At 62.7% G+C, this 22,995-nt stretch carries 29 protein-coding genes and 1 pseudogene; 6 read left to right on the top strand and 24 right to left on the bottom strand.

Annotation, left to right across the window (positions count from 1 at the left end; genetic code table 11):
• The first annotated feature begins 589 nt into the window (after window positions 1-589).
• From V6M50_RS15385 to V6M50_RS15405, 5 genes and pseudogenes are all read left to right on the top strand, one after another.
• The gene (locus tag V6M50_RS15385) at window positions 590-1,351 is read left to right on the top strand and encodes a flagellar biosynthetic protein FliR (protein ID WP_332819455.1); all 762 of its coding nucleotides are present in this window, start codon (window positions 590-592) and stop codon (window positions 1,349-1,351) included.
• Window positions 1,348-2,427, top strand: a complete 1,080-nt coding sequence (locus V6M50_RS15390; RefSeq protein ID WP_332819456.1) for an EscU/YscU/HrcU family type III secretion system export apparatus switch protein — start codon at window positions 1,348-1,350, stop codon at window positions 2,425-2,427. Before V6M50_RS15385 ends, V6M50_RS15390 begins: the two co-directional genes overlap by 4 nt.
• Before the next feature lie 8 nt (window positions 2,428-2,435).
• Window positions 2,436-4,472, top strand: coding sequence for a flagellar biosynthesis protein FlhA (locus V6M50_RS15395; protein WP_332819457.1), 2,037 nt, complete (start codon window positions 2,436-2,438; stop codon window positions 4,470-4,472).
• Between the two features lie 233 nt (window positions 4,473-4,705).
• Window positions 4,706-4,780, top strand: a pseudogene (locus V6M50_RS20345) (hypothetical protein); the annotation flags it as partial.
• 87 nt (window positions 4,781-4,867) lie between these two features.
• Entirely contained in the window at window positions 4,868-5,617 is a 750-nt protein-coding gene (locus V6M50_RS15405; RefSeq protein WP_332819459.1) for a tetratricopeptide repeat protein, read from the top strand.
• A 21-nt stretch (window positions 5,618-5,638) separates the two neighbouring features.
• On the opposite strand, the gene V6M50_RS15410 is transcribed toward V6M50_RS15405, so the two are convergent.
• The 23 genes from V6M50_RS15410 to V6M50_RS15520 are packed head-to-tail and all read right to left on the bottom strand — an operon-like array spanning window position 5,639 to window position 20,909.
• Window positions 5,639-5,998, bottom strand: coding sequence for a hypothetical protein (locus V6M50_RS15410; RefSeq protein WP_332819460.1), 360 nt, complete (start codon window positions 5,996-5,998; stop codon window positions 5,639-5,641).
• 12 nt (window positions 5,999-6,010) lie between these two features.
• Complete coding sequence (locus tag V6M50_RS15415) at window positions 6,011-6,571, bottom strand: tetratricopeptide repeat protein (protein ID WP_332819461.1); 561 nt, start codon at window positions 6,569-6,571, stop codon at window positions 6,011-6,013.
• A gap of 15 nt (window positions 6,572-6,586) precedes the next feature.
• Window positions 6,587-7,333, bottom strand: a complete 747-nt coding sequence (locus tag V6M50_RS15420; protein ID WP_332819462.1) for a sigma-70 family RNA polymerase sigma factor — start codon at window positions 7,331-7,333, stop codon at window positions 6,587-6,589.
• Window positions 7,330-8,037, bottom strand: coding sequence for a flagellar type III secretion system pore protein FliP (gene fliP / locus V6M50_RS15425; RefSeq protein WP_332819463.1), 708 nt, complete (start codon window positions 8,035-8,037; stop codon window positions 7,330-7,332). Before fliP ends, V6M50_RS15420 begins: the two co-directional genes overlap by 4 nt.
• Window positions 8,034-8,414, bottom strand: a complete 381-nt coding sequence (locus V6M50_RS15430; RefSeq protein ID WP_332819464.1) for a hypothetical protein — start codon at window positions 8,412-8,414, stop codon at window positions 8,034-8,036. The genes fliP and V6M50_RS15430 overlap by 4 nt, the downstream gene beginning before the upstream one ends.
• An 18-nt stretch (window positions 8,415-8,432) precedes the next feature.
• Window positions 8,433-8,726 carry a FliM/FliN family flagellar motor C-terminal domain-containing protein gene (locus V6M50_RS15435; RefSeq protein ID WP_332819465.1) on the bottom strand — a complete coding sequence of 98 codons (294 nt, stop codon included), beginning with the start codon at window positions 8,724-8,726 and terminating at the stop codon, window positions 8,433-8,435.
• Between the two features lie 3 nt (window positions 8,727-8,729).
• Window positions 8,730-9,458, bottom strand: a complete 729-nt coding sequence (locus tag V6M50_RS15440; protein WP_332819466.1) for a FliM/FliN family flagellar motor switch protein — start codon at window positions 9,456-9,458, stop codon at window positions 8,730-8,732.
• The gene (gene flgF / locus V6M50_RS15445; protein WP_332819467.1) at window positions 9,455-10,633 is read right to left on the bottom strand and encodes a flagellar basal-body rod protein FlgF; all 1,179 of its coding nucleotides are present in this window, start codon (window positions 10,631-10,633) and stop codon (window positions 9,455-9,457) included. Before flgF ends, V6M50_RS15440 begins: the two co-directional genes overlap by 4 nt.
• Window positions 10,633-11,082 carry a flagellar hook assembly protein FlgD gene (locus V6M50_RS15450; protein ID WP_332819468.1) on the bottom strand — a complete coding sequence of 150 codons (450 nt, stop codon included), beginning with the start codon at window positions 11,080-11,082 and terminating at the stop codon, window positions 10,633-10,635. The genes flgF and V6M50_RS15450 overlap by 1 nt, the downstream gene beginning before the upstream one ends.
• On the bottom strand, window positions 11,079-11,846 hold the full coding sequence (locus tag V6M50_RS15455) for a hypothetical protein (protein ID WP_332819469.1): 768 nt from the start codon (window positions 11,844-11,846) through the stop codon (window positions 11,079-11,081). Before V6M50_RS15455 ends, V6M50_RS15450 begins: the two co-directional genes overlap by 4 nt.
• Window positions 11,843-12,298, bottom strand: a complete 456-nt coding sequence (locus V6M50_RS15460) for a hypothetical protein (protein WP_332819470.1) — start codon at window positions 12,296-12,298, stop codon at window positions 11,843-11,845. Before V6M50_RS15460 ends, V6M50_RS15455 begins: the two co-directional genes overlap by 4 nt.
• Complete coding sequence (locus V6M50_RS15465) at window positions 12,295-13,614, bottom strand: FliI/YscN family ATPase (protein ID WP_332819471.1); 1,320 nt, start codon at window positions 13,612-13,614, stop codon at window positions 12,295-12,297. Before V6M50_RS15465 ends, V6M50_RS15460 begins: the two co-directional genes overlap by 4 nt.
• Window positions 13,611-14,321 carry a FliH/SctL family protein gene (locus V6M50_RS15470; protein ID WP_332819472.1) on the bottom strand — a complete coding sequence of 237 codons (711 nt, stop codon included), beginning with the start codon at window positions 14,319-14,321 and terminating at the stop codon, window positions 13,611-13,613. Before V6M50_RS15470 ends, V6M50_RS15465 begins: the two co-directional genes overlap by 4 nt.
• Window positions 14,318-14,698: a hypothetical protein gene (locus V6M50_RS15475; protein WP_332819473.1), complete on the bottom strand. Its 381-nt coding sequence runs from the start codon at window positions 14,696-14,698 to the stop codon at window positions 14,318-14,320. Before V6M50_RS15475 ends, V6M50_RS15470 begins: the two co-directional genes overlap by 4 nt.
• A 22-nt stretch (window positions 14,699-14,720) precedes the next feature.
• Entirely contained in the window at window positions 14,721-15,938 is a 1,218-nt protein-coding gene (gene fliF, locus V6M50_RS15480; protein WP_332819474.1) for a flagellar basal-body MS-ring/collar protein FliF, read from the bottom strand.
• 9 nt (window positions 15,939-15,947) lie between these two features.
• A complete protein-coding gene (fliE, locus tag V6M50_RS15485) occupies window positions 15,948-16,268 on the bottom strand; it encodes a flagellar hook-basal body complex protein FliE (protein ID WP_332819475.1) in 321 nt (106 codons plus the stop codon).
• A complete protein-coding gene (gene flgC / locus V6M50_RS15490) occupies window positions 16,265-16,690 on the bottom strand; it encodes a flagellar basal body rod protein FlgC (RefSeq protein ID WP_332819476.1) in 426 nt (141 codons plus the stop codon). Before flgC ends, fliE begins: the two co-directional genes overlap by 4 nt.
• Before the next feature lie 10 nt (window positions 16,691-16,700).
• Window positions 16,701-17,024 carry a hypothetical protein gene (locus tag V6M50_RS15495; protein WP_332819477.1) on the bottom strand — a complete coding sequence of 108 codons (324 nt, stop codon included), beginning with the start codon at window positions 17,022-17,024 and terminating at the stop codon, window positions 16,701-16,703.
• Window positions 17,025-17,055: 31 nt separating this feature from the next.
• Window positions 17,056-18,171: a flagellar basal body P-ring protein FlgI gene (locus V6M50_RS15500; protein WP_332819478.1), complete on the bottom strand. Its 1,116-nt coding sequence runs from the start codon at window positions 18,169-18,171 to the stop codon at window positions 17,056-17,058.
• Window positions 18,171-18,737, bottom strand: a complete 567-nt coding sequence (locus V6M50_RS15505) for a flagellar basal body L-ring protein FlgH (RefSeq protein ID WP_332819479.1) — start codon at window positions 18,735-18,737, stop codon at window positions 18,171-18,173. The genes V6M50_RS15500 and V6M50_RS15505 overlap by 1 nt, the downstream gene beginning before the upstream one ends.
• Complete coding sequence (locus V6M50_RS15510) at window positions 18,737-19,393, bottom strand: hypothetical protein (protein WP_332819480.1); 657 nt, start codon at window positions 19,391-19,393, stop codon at window positions 18,737-18,739. Before V6M50_RS15510 ends, V6M50_RS15505 begins: the two co-directional genes overlap by 1 nt.
• A gap of 29 nt (window positions 19,394-19,422) precedes the next feature.
• Complete coding sequence (locus V6M50_RS15515; RefSeq protein WP_332819481.1) at window positions 19,423-20,196, bottom strand: flagellar hook-basal body protein; 774 nt, start codon at window positions 20,194-20,196, stop codon at window positions 19,423-19,425.
• Window positions 20,196-20,909 (bottom strand): flagellar hook-basal body complex protein, encoded by a 714-nt coding sequence (locus V6M50_RS15520; RefSeq protein WP_332819482.1) that lies wholly within the window; start codon window positions 20,907-20,909, stop codon window positions 20,196-20,198. The genes V6M50_RS15515 and V6M50_RS15520 overlap by 1 nt, the downstream gene beginning before the upstream one ends.
• Window positions 20,910-21,069: 160 nt before the next feature.
• On the opposite strand from V6M50_RS15520, the gene fliQ reads away from it, so the two are divergent.
• A complete protein-coding gene (gene fliQ / locus V6M50_RS15525) occupies window positions 21,070-21,339 on the top strand; it encodes a flagellar biosynthesis protein FliQ (protein ID WP_332819483.1) in 270 nt (89 codons plus the stop codon).
• A gap of 144 nt (window positions 21,340-21,483) precedes the next feature.
• Here the strand turns inward: fliQ and V6M50_RS15530 are convergent.
• Window positions 21,484-22,847, bottom strand: a protein-coding gene (locus tag V6M50_RS15530) for an IS3 family transposase (RefSeq protein ID WP_332819484.1) whose coding sequence is annotated in 2 segments (ribosomal slippage) — window positions 21,484-22,497 and window positions 22,500-22,847 — 1,362 coding nt in all. Because the reading frame shifts where the segments join, the coding sequence is not laid out codon by codon here.
• Window positions 22,848-22,995 lie beyond the last annotated feature (148 nt).

Below are 22,995 nucleotides of genomic sequence, written 5' to 3' on the forward strand. Positions count from 1 at the left end.
TAGGGCTGAAGACGCGCCATCTGCTCGTCCGTCAGCCAGAATAAATCGCTCAAATTCAGGCTCCTTCGTGGTCGCCTGAATCACAGCCATCTCCGCAAATCAATGGGTCCTGACCCTAAACTCGCGCCCTCCTGAAAAACCGCTGTCCTACAAAATCCCGCCGCGCTAGCCTCCTCCGCATGTCGCGCTTCGTCTCTCTTCCACCTTCCCGCGTGCTTGGTCACGCGCCCGCGGCACAGATGCGTTTAAAAGCGACAAAGGTGGCACTTTCGCTTCATACATGCGTGTCTTTTGTCGCCTTAAGAGGGAGCATCGTCGCTACGCGGCACCTTCGCCAACTTCCAGATCGTGAAAGGAGGTTCGTAACCGCGGACCATCTCTCGATCGACTATCGTCCCTGCACATGCGGCCGCGTGACGCCGTCGATCGGCACCACGATCCGCCGGGTCCAGGATCGCGACGAAGACCATAGCTGGATCCCCGCCGATGCTGGGCGATCGAGGCCGCGCTGGCGCCTTGAACGGGGCGTGATTGTCCATCAAATGTGACCGCTTGACCGCCTCGTCGCTAGGCTCAATACCCTTGTTTTATGGGGGCTTGGGTCGATTCGCTGGAGGCGTCGTTATTGGTGTCGTTGCGGCTCGCCCCCGCGCTCGCCTTCGCACAGCCTTTTTCGCTCATACGTATCCCGGTGACCGTTCGCATATTGATCGCGATCGGCCTTGCGCTCTGGCTCGTCGATGCACGCCCGGCGCTCACCGCCGATCGCCTCGCGGGGCATGGTTTCATCGGTTTGATGGCGGGGGAGCTGGCGATCGGGATATCGATCGCGCTCGCATTGCAACTCGCATTCGGCGCCATATTGTGGGCTGGGGGCGTTCTCGATTTTCAGGCCGGATATGGTCTCGCGACATTGGCCGACCCGACGACGCGCGAGGAAATGCCGCTGGCCGGAACGGTTCTTGTGTATGGAGCGGCGGCGCTTTTCTTCACCACGGGCGGCCAATATGACCTGCTCGCGCTATGGGTGGCGTCGATTGAGACAATGCCGGTCGGCTACGGCCTGTTGACCCCGGACATGGCTGCGCTGGGATCCTATATCGGCACGGTTTTCATCCTCGCGATCGGGCTTGTCGGCGCGGCCATGCTGGCGATTTTCCTTGCCGACATCGTCATCGCCTTTCTCTCACGGACGCTGCCGCAGATGAACGTCCTCCTGTTGGGGTTCCAGGTGAAAGCGATGCTGCTGCTCGTCACCCTGCCTTTGGCTATCGCGCTGGCCGGCGCGCTGTTCCTCCGGATATTGCGGCTCGCCATCACCGCGCCGACCAATTGGTGGAGCGTCGGGTGAGCGAGGGGCAGGAACAGAACAAAACCGAAGAAGCGACGCCGTTCAAGCTCCGCAAGGCGCGCGAAAAAGGGCAGGTCGCGCGTGGCATGGACCTGGGGTTCGTGGGCAGCCTGCTTGCCGTGACGGCGGTGGCGCTGATTGGCGGGCACGCCTATTTCGCCCGGCTTGCCGCAGCGCTGCGCCAGTCCTTTCTCGGGGGAGTTGAGACGGCGAAGGGACCGGGCGAAGCGGTGGATCTCGCGCAATCGCTGTTCCGGCTTGCCTTGCAACCGCTCCTGACCCTGGGCGTCGTCATATTGATCATTCTCGTCACGCTCGAGCTGATCCAGCTGCGTGGTTTCTTTTTCACCACCCAGCCGCTCAAACCCGATTTCCAGCGCCTCAATCCGGCGAAAGGTCTGAAACGTCTGTTTTCGGTCCGCATGCTCAAGGAAACGCTCAAGAATATCCTGAAGATGGTCGTCTATTCGGTTGCGGCATGGCTTGTCATTTCCGCCGCGGTTGAGCGGTTCGGCCCGACGCTTTCGGATGCCGGCCGGCTGGCCGTGGCGATGGAATCGAGCGTCATGCGGCTATTGTTCGTCTTTATCGGGCTTGCGGTTTTTTTCATGGTGATCGACCAGCTTCTTGTTCGCCGCGAATATCAAAAGCAGATGCGGATGAGCCGCCGCGAACTAACCCGCGAGACGAAGGATCGCGAAGGCGAACCGCGCTTCAAGCAGAAGCGGCGGGATATTCACGCGCAAATGCGCGCGCAGACCGAGGGGCTGGGAAACGTCGCCGGGTCGGACATACTGATCGTCAATCCCGATCATTATGCGGTGGCGCTACGCTACGATGCACAGACGATGGCCGCACCCGAAGTCCGGGCGAAGGGGCAGGGCCATTTCGCACAATTGATGAAACGAAAGGCGCGACTGCTGGGCATTCCGATGATTTCCAACGTCGCGCTGGCGCGGCAGCTCTACGCTGATTGCCCATCGGGGCAGCTTATTCAGCCGCAGCATTTCCATGCCGTGGCAGCCATCTATCGTTCCTTTGCCCGGGCGGAAAATGCTTCGCCGACGACAGCGTAAGGTAAAAAATGTTCAAGGGTGTCTTCCAACGCAACAAGGATCTGGTGCTGGTTTTCGCCACGCTGATCATCATCCTGATCCTCTTCTCGCCGATCCCGCCGGCGATACTGGATTTCGCGATCATCCTGAATTTCGGTCTGGCTTTCACGATCCTGCTGTTGACCTTCTATGTCGGCAAGCCGGTCGAATTTTCGACTTTTCCATCATTACTGCTCGTCACCACGCTCTTTCGCCTGTCGCTGAATGTCGCGGCGACGCGCCTGATCCTCACCGGCGCCGATGCCGGCGACGTGATTGGCTCGATTGGCTCCTATGCGGTGCAGGGCAATTTCGTCATCGGGCTGGTCGTTTTTACAATCCTCGTCGTCGTGCAGTTCGTTGTCGTCACCTCGGGTGCGCAGCGCGTGTCGGAGGTGGCGGCGCGCTTTACGCTCGATTCGATGCCTGGTCAGCAGATGAGCATCGATGCCGACCTCAACCTGGGCCTTATCGATCAGCATCAGGCACAGGCGCGGCGCGAGGAACTGGAACGTGAGGCCTCCTTTTACGGCGCGATGGATGGCGCCAGCAAATTTGTGAAGGGCGACGCGGTTGCCGGGATCATCATCCTTCTGATCAACATCATCGCGGGCTTCATCGTCGGCATCGTGACAATGGGGATGAGTTGGCAAGAGTCGCTGCAACGCTTCACCCTGCTGACGATCGGCGACGGCATCGCGACCCAATTGCCTGCCCTCATCATTTCCATCGCGACCGGCATCATCGTCACCCGGTCCTCGGCCGACCGCCAGCTCAGCACCGAAATCTTCAGCCAATTGTCGTCGGTGCCGCGCATCCCGCTCATCGTTACGGGCATCCTGCTGACGTTGATGCTGTTGCCTGGCATGCCGAAATGGCCGATCGCAATCGTCGGCGTTGCCGGTTTTTATGCTTGGGTCCGGATCCGCCGCCTGCAAAAATCCGCCGCCAAAATCGAAGAAGAGGAGGATGGCGCAGCATCGGCTACGGGCCGCCCGGCTCCGGCAATCGAAATTCGCCTGGGCGCCGAGCTGATGGAGCGCTGGGAATTGCGTCAGGACTTGCTGCTCGACCGGATCGCGGCGGGCCGCGCCGGACATGAACGGGTGTTCGGGATAGCCCACCCGGCGGTGCGGTTCAGCGGGTCGACCGAAATCGGCAGTCTGGACTATGAAATTGCGATCCAGGGCGTCGCGCATGGCAGCGGACAGATTTTCCCAGACCGTCAACTGGCGCTGCGCTCGAACCCCGACGCCCCGAATTTGCCGGGGATCAATGGCCGCGACCCTGCCTTCGGCATAGCGGGGACATGGATCGAGGAAGGGCAAGTGGCGGGGGCACGCGATGCGGGCTTTAGCGTTGTCGATGCCGAAACTGTATTCGTCACGCATTTTTCGGAGATCATCAAAGCGGAAATGCCGGCGTTGCTGACGCGCGCGCAAACGGTCGAACTGCTCGATCTGGTGCGCGAACGGCAACCCGGGCTGGTGGAAGAATTGATCCCCAATGTCATGACGGTTTCCGACGTCCAGCGCGTATTGCAAATGCTCCTTCAGGAAAGGGTCTCGATCGCCAACGTCGACCTGATTCTGGAAACCCTCGTCGACGTCGGCCGCAGCGAACGCGACCCCGCCGAATTGGTCGAACGGATACGGCAGAAGCTGAGCGTCGCGATCTGCAACGGCTTGCGCGGTCATCATGAAGACCTCGCCGTACTCAGTCTCGACCCCAGGGCGGAGAACCGCATCATCGCCGAGGTCGGGGCCGCCGGCAGCCACAATCTGCTCGGGATCGATCCGAGGCTTGCCGAGCAATTGCTGAAAGGACTGGCGCCCCTCGTCGACCGGATGATCCGGCAGGGCCGCGCGCCGGTGCTGCTGTGCGCAGGGCCGCTCCGCCGGACGATGGCGCGCCTCACCCAACGGACGATGCCGCAACTTTCGGTGATATCGGTGGAAGAAATTCCGCTTCGTGTCTCGCTCAGTTCGTTTGACGTCATTAAACTCGAACCCGCTGCGGTCAGCTAGAACAGACGACAGGAAATCGGTCGATGACAAATGGTAAAAGCGAGGCAGAGGCTCGGCTCGAGCGATTGCTCGGCTATCTCGAACAGGATCGCGACAATCTTTCTCTGGCGACCGACTGCGCCGAGGCGGCGCTGGAGGCCGATCGGATCGAACTCGCCTATCAGATCCTGGCGCCTCTCGATGCGTCGGACGCCCTCGATGCCCGGGGCAGCAACCTGGCCGGCCTCGCAGCGATGAGACACGGCGACCAGGTCGTGGCGCAGCGGCATTTCAGCTGGTTGCTGTCGGAATATCCCGACGACCCAGGGGTCCGCTTCAATCTGGCGTGGAGCCAGGCGCTGGCCGACGATCACGCCAGCGCGCGCGATACGCTGGGCGACATCGGCGATAGTGATTTGCCGCAGGCGGCGATGCTGGATTTGCAGATCCATCACCATCTCGGCGAATTTGATGCGGCGGAGGAAAAGCTCGACGCCTATGTGGCGCGTTTTCCCGATTATGCGCCGCTTCAGGCCGCCGCTTCGGTGCTGGCGATGGACATCGACCGTGCCGACTTGGCGCGGCGCTGCGCGGAGAAGGGCGGGGAGCATCCCGACGCCCTGTCGACGCTTGGCACGCTGGAACTGGGCGAGCAGCGCCTGGGCGAAGCGCGTCTCTTGTTTACCCGGTCGCTCGAAACCCGCCCGGAAAATCCGCGCGCGAATGTCGGCTTCGGCCTCGTCGAACTGGCCGGCGGCAACAGCCAGGCGGCGCTTCCTTTTCTGGATCGCGGAGCCGAGCAATTTGGCGACCATCTGGGCAGCTGGCTTGCAGCCGGGTGGGCCCATCTTCTTGCCGGCGATGCCGAAACGGCGCGGTTGCGTTTTAATACGGCTTTGGAAAAGGATGATAATTTCGGTGAGGCACATGGCTCGCTGGCCGCGTTGGATGCTTTCGCGGGGGATTTTGAATCGGCCCGCCGGCGGCTCGAAATCGCCTTGCGGCTCGATCGTCAGTCTTTTTCGGCGGCACTGACGGCGACGATACTTGCCGCGGCGGAGGGCGATGACGAAAAGGCGCGGCGGATTTTCGAGATTGCCGCCAGCCAGCCTTTGACCCCCGACGGAAAGACGTTGGCAGATTTGCTCGTCGGCATGGCGCTCTAGGCGCGCCTGCTCACGGCTGTTTCAACGATCCTGGCGGCCGTCTTGCAGACCGCGACGCACTTGCTGAATCGTCGCGCGCAACCCTTCATCGTCGCGCATTATTTTCCAGGTTCGATCGACAACCGACTGGAATCGTGGATCTTGCGAGACTTCCTCGCCGAACTCGCGTGAAAGCAGCGCGCCGACGAGCAGGCGTTCGAACTCGCCGTCGGGCAAATCGGACAGGCTCGACAGGGCATGCAGCCGGCTCTTGTCGGTCGCGGGGGCTTGTCCGCCACGGTTCGCCTTACCTGTACTTCCGACCCGCTTGTCGCGGCTCATCCGCTCGAGCTGGCTGCGGACCAAGGCCATGACCTGGTCGACATTGCCGATCATCACCACGACCCTGCGATCCTATTGCAACGTGCCGCTGCCGCCGAAGCGATTCAGCAGCAGGCTTGTCGCCGACAATTCGTCATCGCCGCCATTGCTGCGTTCCAGCAGCTTTCGGCACTCGGCGATCAGCAAATGGATATCATTGTTCATCGGGATATTTTCGTTGTTGAGCGCAATACCCGCCTCGAAGCGCGCGATCGCCTCGGCAAATTCGTCGCGGATCAGATGGGTCATGCCCTCGACGAACACCCGCAAATAATTGTCGCGCTGCGCCGCCAGTAACGGCCCCCAAGTTGACAGCGCCCGCTCCGGTTCGCCCGACGTCATTTCGAAAAAACCGAGCTGATAACGGGCGAGGGCAAATGCGGGTGCCAGTTCAAGCGCGCGGCTCATCGCCTTGTGCGCTTCGATCGCGCGTCCCTTTCCCGCCAGGATCGAGCCTTGCATGAAATGGAGACGCGGATCCTCCGGATAACGCCGGATCAGCGTCCCGACCTTGTCATCGTCCCCGACATCGATGCTTTCGATCGCCTGTACCAGTTCCGCGATTTCTGCATCGCTTGCCAATGCGTCCGCCATTTTTGCCGCTTCCCCTCAGCCAATCCTGGACATCTGCTTGCGCAGCCGTTCCAATCCCGTCGCGTGTAACTGCGATATCCGACCTTTGCTCAACCCCATGAGGATTGCAATCTGTTGGAACTGCAGGTCGTTTCGATAGTGCTGATCGATCACAAAGGCTTCCTTGTCGGGCAAATGATCGAGCCGCCGGCCCAGCTCGCCGCAGAGCTGGCGCCACGCGAGCGTGTCATAGGCCGATGGATCGGTGGAGGGCAGGTCGTCGGGTTCGACCGCCGCCTGGTCTTCCAATATCAGGCCGATGGCGATTTTTGCGGCGATCGATGCCAGCCCGTCGACCGATTTCAGCGCTTCGCCCGCATCCTGTTCGCGCAGCGAACGCAGCCGGTCGCGCTCGACGCGGCGGCGATAGCCATATTGCGCGCTCGCCTCGCTGGCTTTGGTCAGGGCATTGCGGATATGCCCCTTGATCCGCAGCCGCGTGAAGGATTCAAAACGCGTGCCGAGCGCGGGGTCGAAGCGGTCGATGGAATATAGCAGCGCTTCCATGGACAGCTGCTCGAAATCGCCGCGCTCCAGACCCAGATTCGGCATGCGGCGTACATGATCGATGGCAAGGCGCCGCGCATAGGGTTGATAGTGCCGGAACAGGGCCAACCGGGTCGTCGCCGACCCCGCCTCCATATGATTGCGCCATAGAGCGGCAACCGCCCGGTCTTCGTCGACAAGCAAAGCCAGCCCTTTGCTCGCCGACTTGCTGGTCACGAAAAGCTTCCCAAAAGCCCCTGCATGATCAGGCTCCAGCCGTCGATCAGTACGAACATCAGCACTTTGATCGGCAGCGATATGGTCGCTGGGGGCACCATCATCATACCCAGCGCCAGCAGGATACTCGACACGACAAGGTCGATGAGCAGGAATGGAAGCAGGACGACGAAACCGATCGTGAAAGCCACGCGCAATTCATTGAGCATGAAGGCCGGAATCAGCTTTAGCATCGAAATATCTTCGGCACGCTCGGGCAGCGGCCTCTGGGCGACGACATAAATCATTTCGATGTCGTTTTCACGCGTGTGTGCCAGCATGAAATCTCGCAGCGGGGCCGACGCCTTTTCCATCGCCTGTTCGGTACTCGCGCTCCCTTCGAGATAGGGTTGCAACGCGTCCTTGTTGATCTGGTCGAGCGTCGGTCCCATCAGGAACAGGCTCATGAAGAGTGCGAGGCTGGTCAGCACGACATTCGGCGGCGTTTGCGGCATGCCAAAGGCGTGACGAACCATGGCGAGGACGATGACGATGCGCAGGAAGCTGGTCGTGCTGACGATGAGCGCCGGGATGACCGCAAGCAATGTCAGCAGGAGAGCGGTGCGGGTCACTTCGGTCTCGACGCCCGTTGTCGGCGCTGCGATGGCGGGCGCGGCGACCACCGCCAACCCGATCGCCGAAACAAGCAGAACGGCCCTTCTCATGAAGCCGGCTCGCTCGGGGGCGGCGCGTCGTCCAGGCGATCGAGGTTCTGGGCGCCTTGTGGTCCGGTGTGAATAAGATAGCGCCGTTCGCCGCAGCGCAGGATGAACAATTGGCCGGTCTGCGAAACGCGCAGCCGCCGCTCGATCTCGAACGGCTCGGCGGGTTCCGAAGCTTTTGGCTGTCCCAGCTGGCCAAACAGGTCCCGGACGTTGGTCGGCAACCCCTGCCGCGAACGCAACCATAATATCGCGCCGACCGCGAAAGCGATGCAGACGAGAAAGGCGATAACAATCCGCGCCCAGGGAACCACCGGCCCGGCGGTCTGGCTATAGGCTGGCGCTGCAAGCGCGGTCGTCACTAGAAACGAAATCGACATCGGAACAAGGCTTGCCGGTCAGCCGATTTCGGTCAGGCGGATCGCGAAACGGTCGTCCACGGTTACCACTTCCCCGCGCGCGATGACCTTGCCATTGACGCGAATTTCGGCCGGATCGGCCGGCGAGCTGTCGAGCATCAGCATCTCGCCGGGCACCAGCCTGTCCAGCTGGCCGATGGTAATGGTGCCACTCCCCAAAATGGCCTCGCAGATTACTTCGACATGATCGATGAGCCGCTTGCGGTCGCCGTTTTCCCCACCGTCGGCCAGTATCCCGGTGTCGCTCGTCTCGCTATTATCCTTCCTCGGCATTCATCATTCCTGCATGGTTAGGGTCAGGCGATCGCCGCTATCGTCGATCGCAAAATATAGGTCGCTGGGCTGGCCGGCGACGGTCAGGCGAAGTGGCGCGTCTGCCGCTTCATCGAGCAGTAGCAAATCGCCGACTTCCAAAGCGCCGATCTGCTCGACGGCGAGCTTCGCCGATCCGATGCGTGCCGACAGCGGCACCGGCACCTCGTCAAGCGCGTCGCGTATAGATGAGAGACGGGTTTTATCCCTTGCGCGGGAAAAGCCTGCGCGGGTAACCATGGCCAGCGTCGCCTGGTTCAGCGCTATCGCGAGCCACGTCTGTTGGCCGCGCCCGACCGTCAGTCGCCACATGGGTTGTCCGGGAGCGCCCATCCCGACGGCGCCCGATGGCAATATCGCCTCCACGCCCGCGCGCAAATCGTCGATGACACGACTGCCCAGCCGGCGCAGGAACCGCAAATCGGTATCGGTCAGGCCTTGCCGGGGCTTTTCACCCAATACGGCAAAGGCGAGTTCCAATAACGCTTTCGGCTTGCCCAGCAACTGAAAGGCGCCTTCGTCGCGCAGCACCGACCAGTCCGGCGAAACGCTCGAATCGAAAGCGTCCGCAGCGGTCCAGCCCGCCGTGGCGAACCAGGTTTCCGCCCATGACCCGACGGCCGCGGCAAATGGCCCGGCCGCGCGCTGATGGCGTAACGCCGCCGACGGAATCCAGGGCAGGGCAGTCTTCACCCCTGTCCTCTGATGCCGAACAGCTGCTGGATCATATCATTGGTGACGCTGATGATCTGCGACGACGCCTGGAAGCCGCGCTGAATCAGGATCAGGTCGCCGAATTGGGCACCGAGGTCGACATTGCTCGCCTCCAGACGGCCGCCTTTGATGGTTCCTATTCGCGTGTCTTCGGCGGGCAGATACTGGCGCTGACCTAGACCGGTATAGACGAACAGCGACCGGCTGCGCTGTTCAAGCGCCTGCGGGTCACGAAAATCGGCGATGGCAATCGAACCGAGCTGTTTCTTTTCCTGATTGGTATAACCGATTTCGACTTCGCCCTTTTCGTTGACCTTGACGGTGGCGATCGAACCCGTTGCATGACCTGCGACGTCAGCTGCGCTCAGCGACGACACCGTGCCGGTGGAAAATGACTTCACATTCTTTGAAAAATCGAAGGTGACAGACATGCCCGTGGTGCTGTCTTCGAACAGCAGTTCCTTCGTATCGTCAGCGACATTCTCCGCCACGAACTTCAACTCTTTGCTGCCGATCTCGCGGCCCGTCGAATCGGTCACCTTCACCGTCCATTTGTCGAAAACCGTTTCGGCGCGGGAGAAATTAACCGTCCAACGCGACTCGTTCCCGCGTGCGTCGTAGACTTTGATGTCGGGGATCGTGTGGGTCGTCGCCGTGCGCGAAAGATTGTCGGCGAATGTGATCCGATCGGTCACGACTGGCGGGTCGGTCCGGCTCGTATCGATATTGATCGCCGTCGGACGACCCGAACTGTCCAGAACCGCCAAGCGGTATTCGGTCCCTTGCAGGACGATATAGCCGTCGTCGTCGATCTCGAAACTGCCTGTGCGCGTATAGAAATTCGTGTCGCCGTCGATCAGGGTCAGGAAGCCGTTGCCGTCGATCGCCAGGTCGAGATCGCGGTCGGTCTGGCGGATCTCGCCCTGCTTGAAGTTGATTGAGCGCTCGCTGATCGTCACACCGTGCCCGCCATTCTCGAAGGCGTTGCTATAGTCCAACCCGCCTTGGCTCTGCCGGCCGAACACGTCGGCAAAGGTCACGTCGCTCGCCTTGTAACCGAGCGTGTTCATATTGCTCACATTGTTGCTGACGGCTTGCAGCCCCTTCGAATAGGCGCTCAAACCACTCAACCCGATATAGATCGAACCAAACATCAGTTTGCCTCCCTGATTTGGCTGACATTCGCCAGCGGCAGGTCGCTGATCGTGATGCCCTGCGCCGTTTCGATAGTCAGCGTGGCCGCTCCATTCGCAAAGGCCACCGCTTTCACCTTGCCGCTCAACGTGCCCTCGCGGGCCTGAAAGTCCACGCGTTTGCCCAGCAAGCTGGCGGCTTGGCCAGTGGTTTGCGCGGCAACCAGCGTATTCATCCCGTCGATCAGCTGCTGTCCCTGCTGGATCTGGGAAAATTGGGCCAGCTGGGAGACGAACTGAAAATTGTCCATCGGCTTCAACGGGTCCTGATAGGTCAACTGGGTCAGGACGATTTTCAGCAACGCGTCAAAGCTCAGGCCAAAGGCGTCGGTCGCCTGCGAATTAGCCGCGCCGTTACCGGATGGCGACGGCGAAGGGGTCGGTCCGACGGGATTGACAGCTTGCATCATGCCTTCGCTCCTGCGCCCACGATCCGGATCGTCCGTTCGCCCAGCCGAAGCGGAGCGAGTTCTTTCTGCGCGGCATCGACGAGCGTTTCGTGCTCCTCCGCCGATAATGTTACGCCGCGCAGGACGATCACGATTTCACGTGGCAGCGCAGCGATGCGTGCCACGAGCGCGTTTGTTTGCGCGGGCGCCGGCGGGGTCGATGGTTTCGCGGCCATCGGGTCCTCGGTCACCCTGACCGTGAGCGGCAGGGATTCGCGGCCGCCCGGCGAAGGCGGCGTTCCTTCCGAACCTCCGGCGATCAGGCGGGCGCGGGCAGGGGGCGCAGCTGCCGTTTCGGGCGTGGCGACCGGGCCGGGCTTTCCCGTGAATCGGTCCGCGATGACCGGCAGGCGCTGGACCAGATGGCCGACCAGTTCCATCAGGTCGGCGTGCGTCGCCACCCCGGCAGGGATCGCTTCGCCGACGGGCGAGGAGCCGATATTTGCCTCGGCGCTGTCCGATACGTCCGGCTCTCCGATCGGCGCGACGATCGGCCGCGCGTCGAAACGCACCGCGTCGTCGCCAATTCTTGTTTCGACCTCGAAACGGCTGTTGCCGCCCTCGACAACAAGGTCGGGCCGCGTCGCCCCGGCTCGCCCATGCCCATTCGCGCCGTGCAGCAGATGGGCAAAGCCGCCGTTCCCGCCCTTCGGCTGTTGCGGCGGCGCCATCATGGCCCGGCTTACGGGCTTCACGCCCGATGGAAGGTCAGTCGAAACTTTCACATTACCACTCCGGGGCGCATCGCAAGGCGCAAGGAGCGCGCTTCGCTTTCGGCCGTTTCGTCGCGCCTGTCGGCCTCCTTCTTTTGCAATGTACGCGCCTGATTGCTGAACCATTCGGTACGGTGGCGCGCCGCCATCCATTCCAGCCCCGCTTCGCGTTCGTCGGATTGCGCCCGATCGAGCGCCGCCTTGCCGCGGACCAGCGCCTGCTCGCTGTCGCCCACGATCCAGGCCGCGAGCCTCAGGCTGTCCAGGCAAAGCCGGTCCTTGGCATAAATCGCCTCCAGCCCGGCTTCGGCGGCCAAGAGATCCTGGGTCAGTAGGGCCGCCTTTGCGCTGTGCTGATCGGTTTCGGCGCAAGCGCTTTCCAGCGTGCGCCGCCGCTCAAGCGCGGCAAGATCCTCAAGCATCGCGAGGCGCGCGAAGCGCGCGGGCTGTGGGCGGCGGCTCATCGCGCCATCGCCAGAATCTGGCGCATCGCGCCGTCGGTGTCGGCAAGCGTTGCGACCTCCTCCGAATTCTGGCGCAGGAATTCGGTAATATGCGGCTGCAACCGGATAGCGCGATCGATGTCGGCGCTGCTCCCCGTGCGATAGATGCCGCTTTCGATCATGGGCCGCGCATCGTCATATTCGGCAAAATATTGTCGGATGACCCGCGCGGCGTCGAGCGTCGCTGGGGGCATGACCTGATCGGCGACGCGGCTGACGCTGCCGCCAATGTTGATCGGCGGGAAATGACCCTTTTCGGCAAGGCGACGGGACAGTATGATATGACCGTCGAGCAACGATTTCATCAATTCGACGATCGGATCCTCGACATCGTCGGACTCGGCCAGCACGGTAAAAATCGCCGTGATCTGGCCGGCGCGCCGATCGGCGCCGCACCGTTCGACATAGTGAGGCATCGCGGCGAACACATTGGGCGTATAAGAACGGAGCGTCGGAGGCTCTCCGCCCGCCAGCCCGATTTCGCGCAGCGCCATCGCAAGGCGGGTCACCGAATCGACGAACAGCACGACATGACGCCCCTGTGCGCGCCATTCTTCGGCGATGGCCAGCGCCTGATCGAGCGCCCGCACGCGCGCGGTCGCGCTTTCATCGGATGTCGCCGCGACCAAGGTGAAGCGATCACCGCCTTCGCCTTCCAGGTGCATGCGCCACAGCCGCTCGACCTCGCGCCCGCGCTCGCCGATCAGGCACAATATGCAATGGTCGCAATCGACGCGGCCCGACATCTGCTCGACCAAGGTCGTCTTGCCGACGCCGCTCGCGGCAAAAATTCCGATCCGCTGTCCCTTCGCGATCGGGATCAATCCATCGACCGCGCGGATTCCGGTCGAGACCCGCTCGGCAACGATCGTGCGATCCAGCTTGCCGGGCTTGCCGGCGACCGAGGCCCCGCCGGCGACGGTGGCGAGCGGACCTTTGCCATCAATCGGTTCGCCAAAGGCGTCGACGGCGCGGCCGGCGAAGGCGTCGCCGCCCGTCAGCCGGCTCCGCTCGATCGCGCGCACTACCTCGGCGCCGATCCGGATGCCGTCGGTCGGGCCCAATGGTAGCAACCGAATTTTGCGATCGTCGACCGACACGACCTGGGCCAGGATAGTGTCGCCGCCATCGGTGGCGACCGCACAAAATTCGCCGACCGAACAAAGCGGACCCAGCGCTTCGAGCCCATTTTGGCCGATCGCCGAAATCCCGCCGGTATAGGCCACCAACTCGGTGTGCCGGATCATGTCGAGCGCTGGGTGGTGGTGGCGGGTCATGCCGAAATTGCCTTGCGATAGGCCTGCTCGAGCGCGCCTTCTATCGCGGCCAATTGCCGCGGGATGGACGCATCGAGCGATCCCAGCGACAGGTCAAAAATACAGGCGCCCGGCTCCAGCGACGGATCGGCTTCGACTTTGACATGATTGCCAAGCGGCGGCAGCGCCGCCAGCGCATTGGCATCGGGAAAATCGGCCACGCTGACCCGCAACCCGACGATGCTGCTGCGCTGCAAGCCGGCGGCATTGCGCCGTGCGGTTTCCGTTACGAGTCCGTGATAGAGCGAGGGATCGGCAACGATGCGATCAAGCGCTGCACGGGCGATATCAATCGCAAGGTCGCGCTCGCTATCGATCTTTCGCTCCAGCGTTGCGAGCGCCTCGCCGATGGCGCCCTTCAGCGCATCGACGCGCTCTTGCTCACGCGTCGTGGCGGCGGCAAAGCCTGCCTCGCGGCCGCGTTCGCGGGCTTCGGCGCATTCGGCTTCGTGTCGGCCCTGTGCGGCGCGCACGGCCGCTTCCATTTCATCGATTTGGGCGAGCAGCGCCTGAATTTGACGGCCGCGATCGTCCGATTCCGGGGTCGCGTCTTCGATGATCGGTATCGTTGTGCCATTTGCGGCAAATGCTCTGTCGGGTTGCGACGTCCGGGACCGAAAGGCCGCGGCCCGCTTCGCAAGCGCCGTATCGCCCTTGATCAGCGTCATCGCCGCTCTCCCGCCTGCGGCGAAAGCAGCGTTTTACCCCACGCACGTATCTGTGCCAGCAACCCTTCGGGGGCCGCCTCGTCTTCATTGTGGATCGCGCGGTGAATGTTGGCAACCGACCGCCATGCGGCGTCGCTCAGATTGACTGCTCCCTTGTTGCCCCGGTCCTTGTCGGCGCCAGCCTGTTGCAGCAATTCTGCGAGCCACGGCGAATAGCCTGCAAATTGTCGCCCCGCGCGCCGGGCTCGCTCCGCCTCTTTGCGCCGCGCTTCGGTCTGCGCGGCCATCGCGGCGCCGATGCGATCGCGCTCGTCCGGGGTCAACTGCGCCAACACGGCCTTGCGGTCCCGGTGACCGAGCTTGTCGAACTGCGCCATCAGCGTGTCGAAATCGATCGGATCATCCCGCATTGCGACCCTCTCGATCGAGCGTGGTCGATTTCAGATGCTCGGCAAAAGACAGCGCTTGCGCGTCGTCCAGCCGGCGCCGCGGCCGCACGGCCAGCGCGAATATGGCGAGGAAGACGAGGAGAAGCGCCCAAGGCCGCCAGCTGGTCCCGAACGGCCAATCCGCGGCCGAATTGTCCGCTTGCCGGCGGTTGTCCACCGGCGGCTGGCGAACCTCCTGCCGGGCGTCGGGGCGCTGGAATGTCATGCCGACCGGACCGACCGCAAATTTCAGCGTGTCGCCGCGCCCTCTGTCCAATGTAAGGCTGTCGGAAATGGCGGCGGTAATCTGGCCCTCGACATCGGTCGCCAGCACCGCTGCCGTTCGAACCGAAACATCCAGGATCATCGTATCGCGAGCTGGCATGCCGCGATCGGTCTCGGCGCTGCCGACGCCTTCGGGCTGCAGCGGACGCCGGACGTTGACGGTCACTTCGAAACGGGCATCGGGTGCTACGTCGCGGATCGCGTCGGATGCTTTCGCTTCATAATATCGCGCCAGCGCCGACCGCTCGTCGAGCGGGGCGCCATAGCCGTTATCGTTGGCCGGAACCGCGCTGACCAGATCGCCATTCTCGTCGAGGACCGACACTGCGGCTTGTGACAGGCCGGGGACGGCCGACGCCACCAGCCGCTGGATGCCCTCGACCCGCTGCGGCGAAAGCGGCCGGCCGGCGATCATCTGGACCGTGACGGCGGCGGTCGGGTCGCCCTGGCTGGCCCGGAAAATCGACCGTTCGGGGAGTGCCAGATGAACGCGGGCGAATTCGACGCCCTGCGTCATCATGATCGTCCGCGACAATTCGCCCTGCATCGCGCGCTGGAAATTGATCTTCTGCGCGAATTCGGTCAGCCCCATGTCCGAATTGTCGAATAGTTCGAACCCGACGGTACCCCCCAGCGCCACGTTGGACCCCGCGACCGCGACGCGTGCTTCGGACGCGCGATCCTCGGGAACGAGGACGTCATGGCCTTCATTCTCGAGGCGGAACGGAATGCCCGCCTTGTCCAGTTCGGCGACGATGGCCGAGGCATCGCTTTGTCGGATATTCTGATAGGCCGGGATCATCGGCGTGCGAAAGAACAGGAAATAGGCGATCGACAACAGCCCGACCACCAGCGTGAGGAGGACGGCGATCAGGACAATTTGCTGGCGGGGGATGGATGGCATGGATCGGCGTCAAAGCTGCATGTTCATGAGTTCGCGATAGCCTTCGACGAAGCGCTGCCGGACCTGCATGGCGAACTCGACCGACAGCCGCGCTTCCTCGAGCGCGATCGTGACCTGGTGCAGCGGGACGCTGTCGTCGAGCGCGAAGCGGCTGACCATCTGATCGGCATGGGCGACCTTGGCGTCCATCGACGTCAGGCCTTCCGACATCAGTGTCGAAAAATCGACGGGTGCCACGGGTTGTGGCGCCGCGGCCTGACGGGCGGAGGCGATGGCGGCCGTTTCGACCGGAGCCGCGCCGATCGCCGCTAGGGCCGCGATGCCGCTCATGCCTGCCGCCCGACTTGCAGCGCGCTCGAATAGATTTGCTGCGCCGCCGAAAGCGCCACCAGATTGGCCTCATAGGCGCGCGTGGTCTTGATCATCAACGTCATCTCTTCGGCTTGGCTGATCGCCGGCACCGTCACAAAACCGCCGTCGTCGGCATGGGGGTGCGACGGATCGAAAAGCCGCTGGGTTGCGGCGTTCGTCGCGGCGATGTCATAGACGGTGACGCCGCGCTTCGGGGGCGCGGGCTGGCCCGGGTAACGCGACAGGATCTGTGCAAAGCCTTCGACCGGGCCCGATACCAAACGGCGGGCCTGGTAAACGCCGCCGCCCGCGGTCCGCGTCGTGTTCATATTAGCGATGTTCTGGGCGATGACCTGCAGTCGCTGCCACTCGACATCCATGCCCGACCGGCTGATTTGCATTGCTTCCATCTTATTGCCCACCCCTGATCGCCAGGCGATTGAGCTGCATCTGGCGGTTGAGAATATCGGATAGCGCCGAGTAACGGAGCGAGGTCGCCGACGCGCTGGCCATTTCCAGGTCCAGCCGCACATCGCCGCCGGTGATCGCTTCGGCCGCCCTTTGCAGGCTGGGCTTGAACTCGGCCAGAGCATCGGGACCGCGCAGGGTCGCTTGGCGCAACGCGTCCTCGAAATCGACGGTCTGGATGTGGAACGACCGCGAGTTGCTGTTGGCAATATTCTCGGCGATCGCGGCGGCCCGCAGATACAGGCCGTCCATCGCCTTGATTGCCAATATTTCCGAAACCGACGACATGGCTATTTCCCTATTGGACGACGATGTCGGCGTGCAGGGCGCCCGCCGCCTTGATCGCCTGGAGGATGTTGATGATGCGACGCGTGCCGACGCGCGAACGCGATAGCCCCTGAACTAGGTCGCCGACGGTCGTGTTGGGGAAGGTCGCGACCGTATCGTTCGACCCTTCGTCCACGTCCAGTTTGGTGTTCGTGACGATCAAGCTTTGCACGTCGTTGGCAAAGCCGCCGATAAAGCTTGGCTGGCTCGCATAATTTTCACTCGTCACCGTCACCCGGATATCGCCCTGCGAGACGACGACGCTCGAAATGCGCACCTCGGCGCCGGCGACGATCGTGCCCGTCCGTTCATTGATGACGATCCGTGCCAGGCTATCGGGATCTACGCGCAGATTTTCGATGTCGGCGACGAACATAGGGAGGCCGCCCTGCCCACCGCCAAAGCGGACGACGACCTCGTCGGCATTGCGGACAAAGGCCACGCCGCCGCCCAGTCGGCCATTGATCGCCGCGGCGATCCGCGATGCCGTGGTGAAGCTCGGATGGTTGAGAAGGAACGAGACTTCCCCGTTGCTCTTCAGGATTTGCGCGTCGACCGGCGCCTCGATCGTGGCGCCACCCGACAGCACCGCTGTGGTCGGGAAATTGCGCTGTTGCCGGTTCAAATTGTCTTCGAAATCATAGCCTCCGACGGTCAACGGCCCCTGCGCCAGCGCATAGGGCTGCTGATTGGGGCCGAGCAGCGGCGTCATCAGCAGGGTGCCGCCCGCCAGCGAACGCGAATCACCGATCGACGAGACCACCGCATCGATACGGTCGCCCAGGTTGGCCGACGGCGGAAGTGTTGCCGTCACGATGACGACAGCGGCGTTGCGGCTGTTGATCTGCTCTTCGCTGACGCTGGTGCCAAGCCGGCTCAGCACATTACGCAGCGCCTGCCGCGTCACTTCGCTGCGCCGCGTGTCGCCGGTTCCGGCGAGCCCGATGACCACGCCATAACCGATCAGCGAGTTCTCGCGCCAGCCGTCGAACCGGCCCAGCGCCTTGATCGGCGCGTCCTGCGCCGCGGCGGCGATCGGCAGCGCGAGTGTCGCCAAGGCCAAAAGGGACAGGAACAACCGCCGCATCAGCCGATCCCCAGAAAGCTGAAGATGCGGTTGATCAGCCCCGGTTGGGCGCTGCGGCTGACCCATCCCTTGCCGTCATAGTCGATCTCCGCATTGGCGAGCCGCGCTGACGGGATCGAATTGTCGCTGGAAATATCGACCTGGCGGACCTGTCCGCGCACCGCTATATTACGTCGTTCGCCATTGATCGTCAGGTTCTGCTTGCCTTCGACGATGAAGTCCCCGTTGGGCAGGACCTCGACGACCTGCGCCGCCATGCGCGCGACGAAACGGTCGGTGCGCTCGACCTCGCCGCTGCCCGAATAACCGCCGCGCAGGCCGAAGTCGGCGCTCTCGTCGATTGAGCCGACCGAAATGCCACCCGACAGGCTGGTGCTCTTGCTCGAATTGTTGCGGACGCGATTCGTGGCGCTCGCGCTTTCCGAAATCAGGATCATGACGACGTCGCCGACCGACTGGGCCCGATTGTCGGTGGCGACCCCCGCCCATTGGCCGCCGCGATATAATTGTTCGGCGTGGGTTGCCGGTCCGATCAGCAATGCGGCGGCGAGGAGGGGCAGGCGCATCAACGATCCTCCGCCCGCTGCGTTCCGGTCAGCGTCGATGCGAGCAGCTTCCCGTCGTCGGTGCGCACGAAAAGGCGCTTGCCATGCCGGCCCGGCTGCAGGCTCGTCACGTTGCGTTCGACGGTAACCGGTCCGATGCTGGTCCGCAGCACCATCGCCTGTCCAGACGCAACGGGCGCGCGGTCGTCCAGTCGCAGCCGGCCCAGATAGCTGCCGGCCGATATGGTGCGGCGCGCGACGATCGCCCTCGCATCGGCATCATAGCCCAGCTGCCGCTCGGCCGCCCCCGCTTTGCAGGCGGTTTCGGCCACGGCGTTGCGATCGAGATACGACCCAGCGGGCAGGTCGGTCCGCGCGGAGTAGCAGTGGCCGCCCAGCAGATGGGACGGAGATTTCGCCGCACCGCGTTCGACCCATATGGTCCCGGTGTGGCGTAGCCGAAATTGGCGGCCGGGCACGCGATTGCGCAACAGGGTGCGGCGCTGTTCTTCGGTAAGCGAAAGGCCGGATGCCTGGCGCGGCACCCGCGCGACGACCCGATTCTCTTCGGACGGTGCGATTGCGATATCGGCGATCCGAAGGGCATCGTCGTGCAGGGCTATGCGTGCGGTGGTTTCCACGCCCGTTTCCGCCGCGCCGCCCATCAGCAAGGTCAAAAGGAAAGCGGATGCGACCACCAAGCCCCCTATCGCTTCAAGTTGTTCGACAGCGAGGAGATCTGGTCGGCCGCCTGGACGACTTGTGCATTGGCGGCATAGGCGCGCTGGATCATCAGCAGCTGGACCATTGCGGCCGAAAAATCGACGTTCGATTCCTCGGTCATGCCCTGTTCGATCGTCCCGGTTCCGTCTTCGCCGGCGACAGCCTCGGTTACGCGTGCCTCGTCCAGCGTTCGGTATAAGCCGGGCTTGGCCCGCTCGAGGCTGGCGTCGCTGTCGACCCGGACCAGCATGATCTGGCCCAGTTCGACGGTGTCGCCATCGGCGGTCTTGGCCGCCACCACGCCGTCGCGCCCGATCGTCAGCTCGGATGCATCGTCGGGAACCGCGATCAGCGATTGCAGCACGCCGCCGTCGGCCGCGGCGAGATAGCCGTCGCGATTGACCGTCAGCCGTCCGCCACGCCACAGCCATGTCTGGCCGTCCGGGCCGGCGAGCTCAATGAAGCCGCGGCCGTCAACCGCGATGTCGAGCGCATTGCCGGTCGGCCGCATCTCGCCCTGTAGCGAGATCATATCCCGTGCGGCAAAATGAACGCCGCCCGATTGCAGCATCGCGTTGCGGGCGATTTCCTCGGTACGGTTCACAGGGGCCGGACCGTTGCCGACCACCTCGGCAAAGATGACATCGGAGCGCTTGAACGCCGGCGTGTTAACATTGGCGATATTGTTCGCCATGGTCTCGAGCGCGCGCTGCTGCGCGCGCAGGGACACGGCTGCGATTTCCAACGCCTGGTTCATTATCCTCTCCTGCCAAAGCTCGAAATGGCCTGGCCCAACAACTGGTCATAGGCGCGCACCACCTGTGCCCCGGCCTCGGCCATCCGCTGGGTTCGCACCAACCCGATCATTTCGTCGGAGAGAACGACATTCGATCGCTCGACCATAGCTTGGGCGATTTCGCCGGCGTCGCTCTCGGCGAGCGCCAGCGCCTGATCCATGCTCATCCCCGATTGAAAAGACGCGACATCGACGTCGCCGCCGACCGCATAAAGGCCAATATTGCCGACCGGTACGCCATCGGACAGGACGGTTCCGTCGGGCAGGATTTCGGGTGCGTCGGTGTCGAGCAGCAAGTCGCCGCCCCCGGCTTGCTGGACCAGACGGCCCTGTCCGTCGACCAGTGCGCCTTCACGGTCGCGCTGGAACTGTCCGCCGCGTGCCAGGAAAAAGCGATCACCATCGCGCAGTAACACATATCCCTCGCCGCGAACGGCCAGGTCCAGCCGGTTACCGGTTTCGGTCAGCACGCCAGGCTCGGTAAAGATGGCGGTTCGGGTAGACGGGAGACTGTTTCGGCCGAGTGAGCTATTGTCGACTGCGCCTGCAATCTCGGTATAGGGAATTTCGCGCTTGTAACCGGGCGTCTGCACATTGGCGATATTCTTCGACGCAACTTCGATACGACGCTCCGCGCCCGTAATGGCGGCTGTCGCTGCCTCTATAAGCCCCATGATTTTTCCCGCCCCATCCCCAGACTCGGGGATCACATAGATTCCTTTATTTTACGAAGCGGTCAAGCGGGATAATCCCTTCTTATGCGAAGGGTTTTTGTAACTATACAGCGCTCGCATTTCCGCCCATATCTTGGTTCGAACATTGGCAGGTGTGCATATGTCTCCCGACCGGGCGCTAGACTATCTCAACGACATGCTATGGAATGCCGCGATCGTGGCGGGCCCCGCAATGGCCGCGACGCTGATCGTCGGCCTGATCGTATCGGTGTTCCAGGTCGCGACCCAGATCCAGGAAATCACGCTCAGCTATGTTCCAAAGATATTGACGGCCGGGCTGGTACTCATCCTGCTGGGCCCCTGGATGGTCGCGCGAATGACCGGCTTCGCCCGCGATCTCTATCTGACGATACCCGCGCTCGGCAGCTGACCCGGGTCGCCAACGCCCGCCGGTCGCGGTCGATTCATCAGCCCGCAGGCAATTATATTTTTCCCCACCCTGTCCATCGTCAGAACATTCGGCACAACTCGCGGCGTAAATTAGCGGAGTGCGGGCCTCGTCTTGGGGTTGATATTAAGCGGCGAGCTTGCGCTGCAGCAAGCGCCGATGTTCGATGGTCTTCCGTTTGATCCTTTCGCGCTGTTTGATGATGGCATCGGCTCTGCCGAAGTAGACGTCGGCGGGCGTCACGTTGTTCAGGCTCTCGTGGTAACGTCGGTGGTTATAATGCTCGACGAACGCTTCGATCTGGGCCTCAAGGTCACCGGGCAGGAAGTAATTTTCGAGCAGGATGCGGTTCTTGAGGGTCTGATGCCAGCGCTCGATCTTGCCCTGCGTCTGGGGATGCATCGGAGCGCCGCGCACATGGCTCATCTTCCGGGCCTCGATATATTCCGCCAGTTCGCCCGCGATGTAACTCGGGCCATTATCCGACAGCAGCCGAGGCTTGTGCAGCACCGTGGCGCTGTCGCAGCCCGAGGCCTGGAGAGCGAGGTCCAAGGTGTCGGTGACGTCCTCGGCCCGCATGTTGGTGCACAGCTTCCAGGCGATGATGTAGCGAGAGAAGTCGTCGAGGACGATCGACAGATACATCCAGCCCCACCCGATGATCTTGAAGTAGGTAAAATCGGTTTGCCACATCTCATTCGGGCGGGTGGTCTTGGTGTGGAACTGATCGGCGGCCTTGATCACGACATACGCCGGACTGGTAATCAGGTCATGGGCCTTCAAAAGCCGGTAAACCGTCGATTCCGATACGAAGTAGTGCCTCTCGTCGGTGAAGCGCACCGCCAGTTCGCGCGGTGAGAGCTCGCTGTAATCCAGCGCCATCTCGACGATCTGCTGCTGGATATAGTCGCCGATGCGGTTCCACACCCGGCTCGGCGCCGATGGTCGATCTTCCAGCGCCTCCGGCCCGCCTTCGACGAAGCGATCATACCAGCGGTAGAAGGTCCGGCGGGGGATGCCGAGTTGGTCCAGCGTGCGCTTGGCGGGCAGGTGCGACTGCTCGACGGTCCGGATGATCTCAAGCTTTTCAGATGCCGGATACCTCATTCGTCGTCGCCCCCATCCGCGATCATGCTTTTTTTGAGCAAGCGGTTCTCGAGGGTCAGGTCGGCCACGCATTCCTTCAGGGCGCGAGCTTCGCGGCGCAGGTCATGCACTTCGCCGGTGGTCGCCGCCCGGGCGGTGTCGCCAGCGAGACGGCGCTTGCCGGCCTCCATGAACTCCTTCGACCAGGTGTAATACAGGCTCTGCGCGATCCCTTCCTTGCGGCACAGCTCGGCGATGCTGTCTTCGCCGCGCAGCCCATCGAGAACGATGCGTATCTTGTCCTCGGCCGAGAAGTGCCGCCGTGTCGCCCGGCGGATATCCTTCACCACCCGCTCCGCAGGGGCCTTGGCCGGCGATTTTGAATAGGAGGATTTGGGCTTCATCTTCGTTCCTTCGTCACTACGACGAAGCCCAAATCCTCCTTACATCACAACCTCAAATATGTGCCATGGGCGCTGACGGCGGACAGCCGAAATCGACAAATGCAAGGTTGCTCGGCACCGAAACGCTCGCAGACCCTGAAACCCGCAT

Source organism: Sphingopyxis sp. (genome assembly GCF_036675685.1).
In the GTDB taxonomy this organism is placed as follows: domain Bacteria; phylum Pseudomonadota; class Alphaproteobacteria; order Sphingomonadales; family Sphingomonadaceae; genus Sphingopyxis.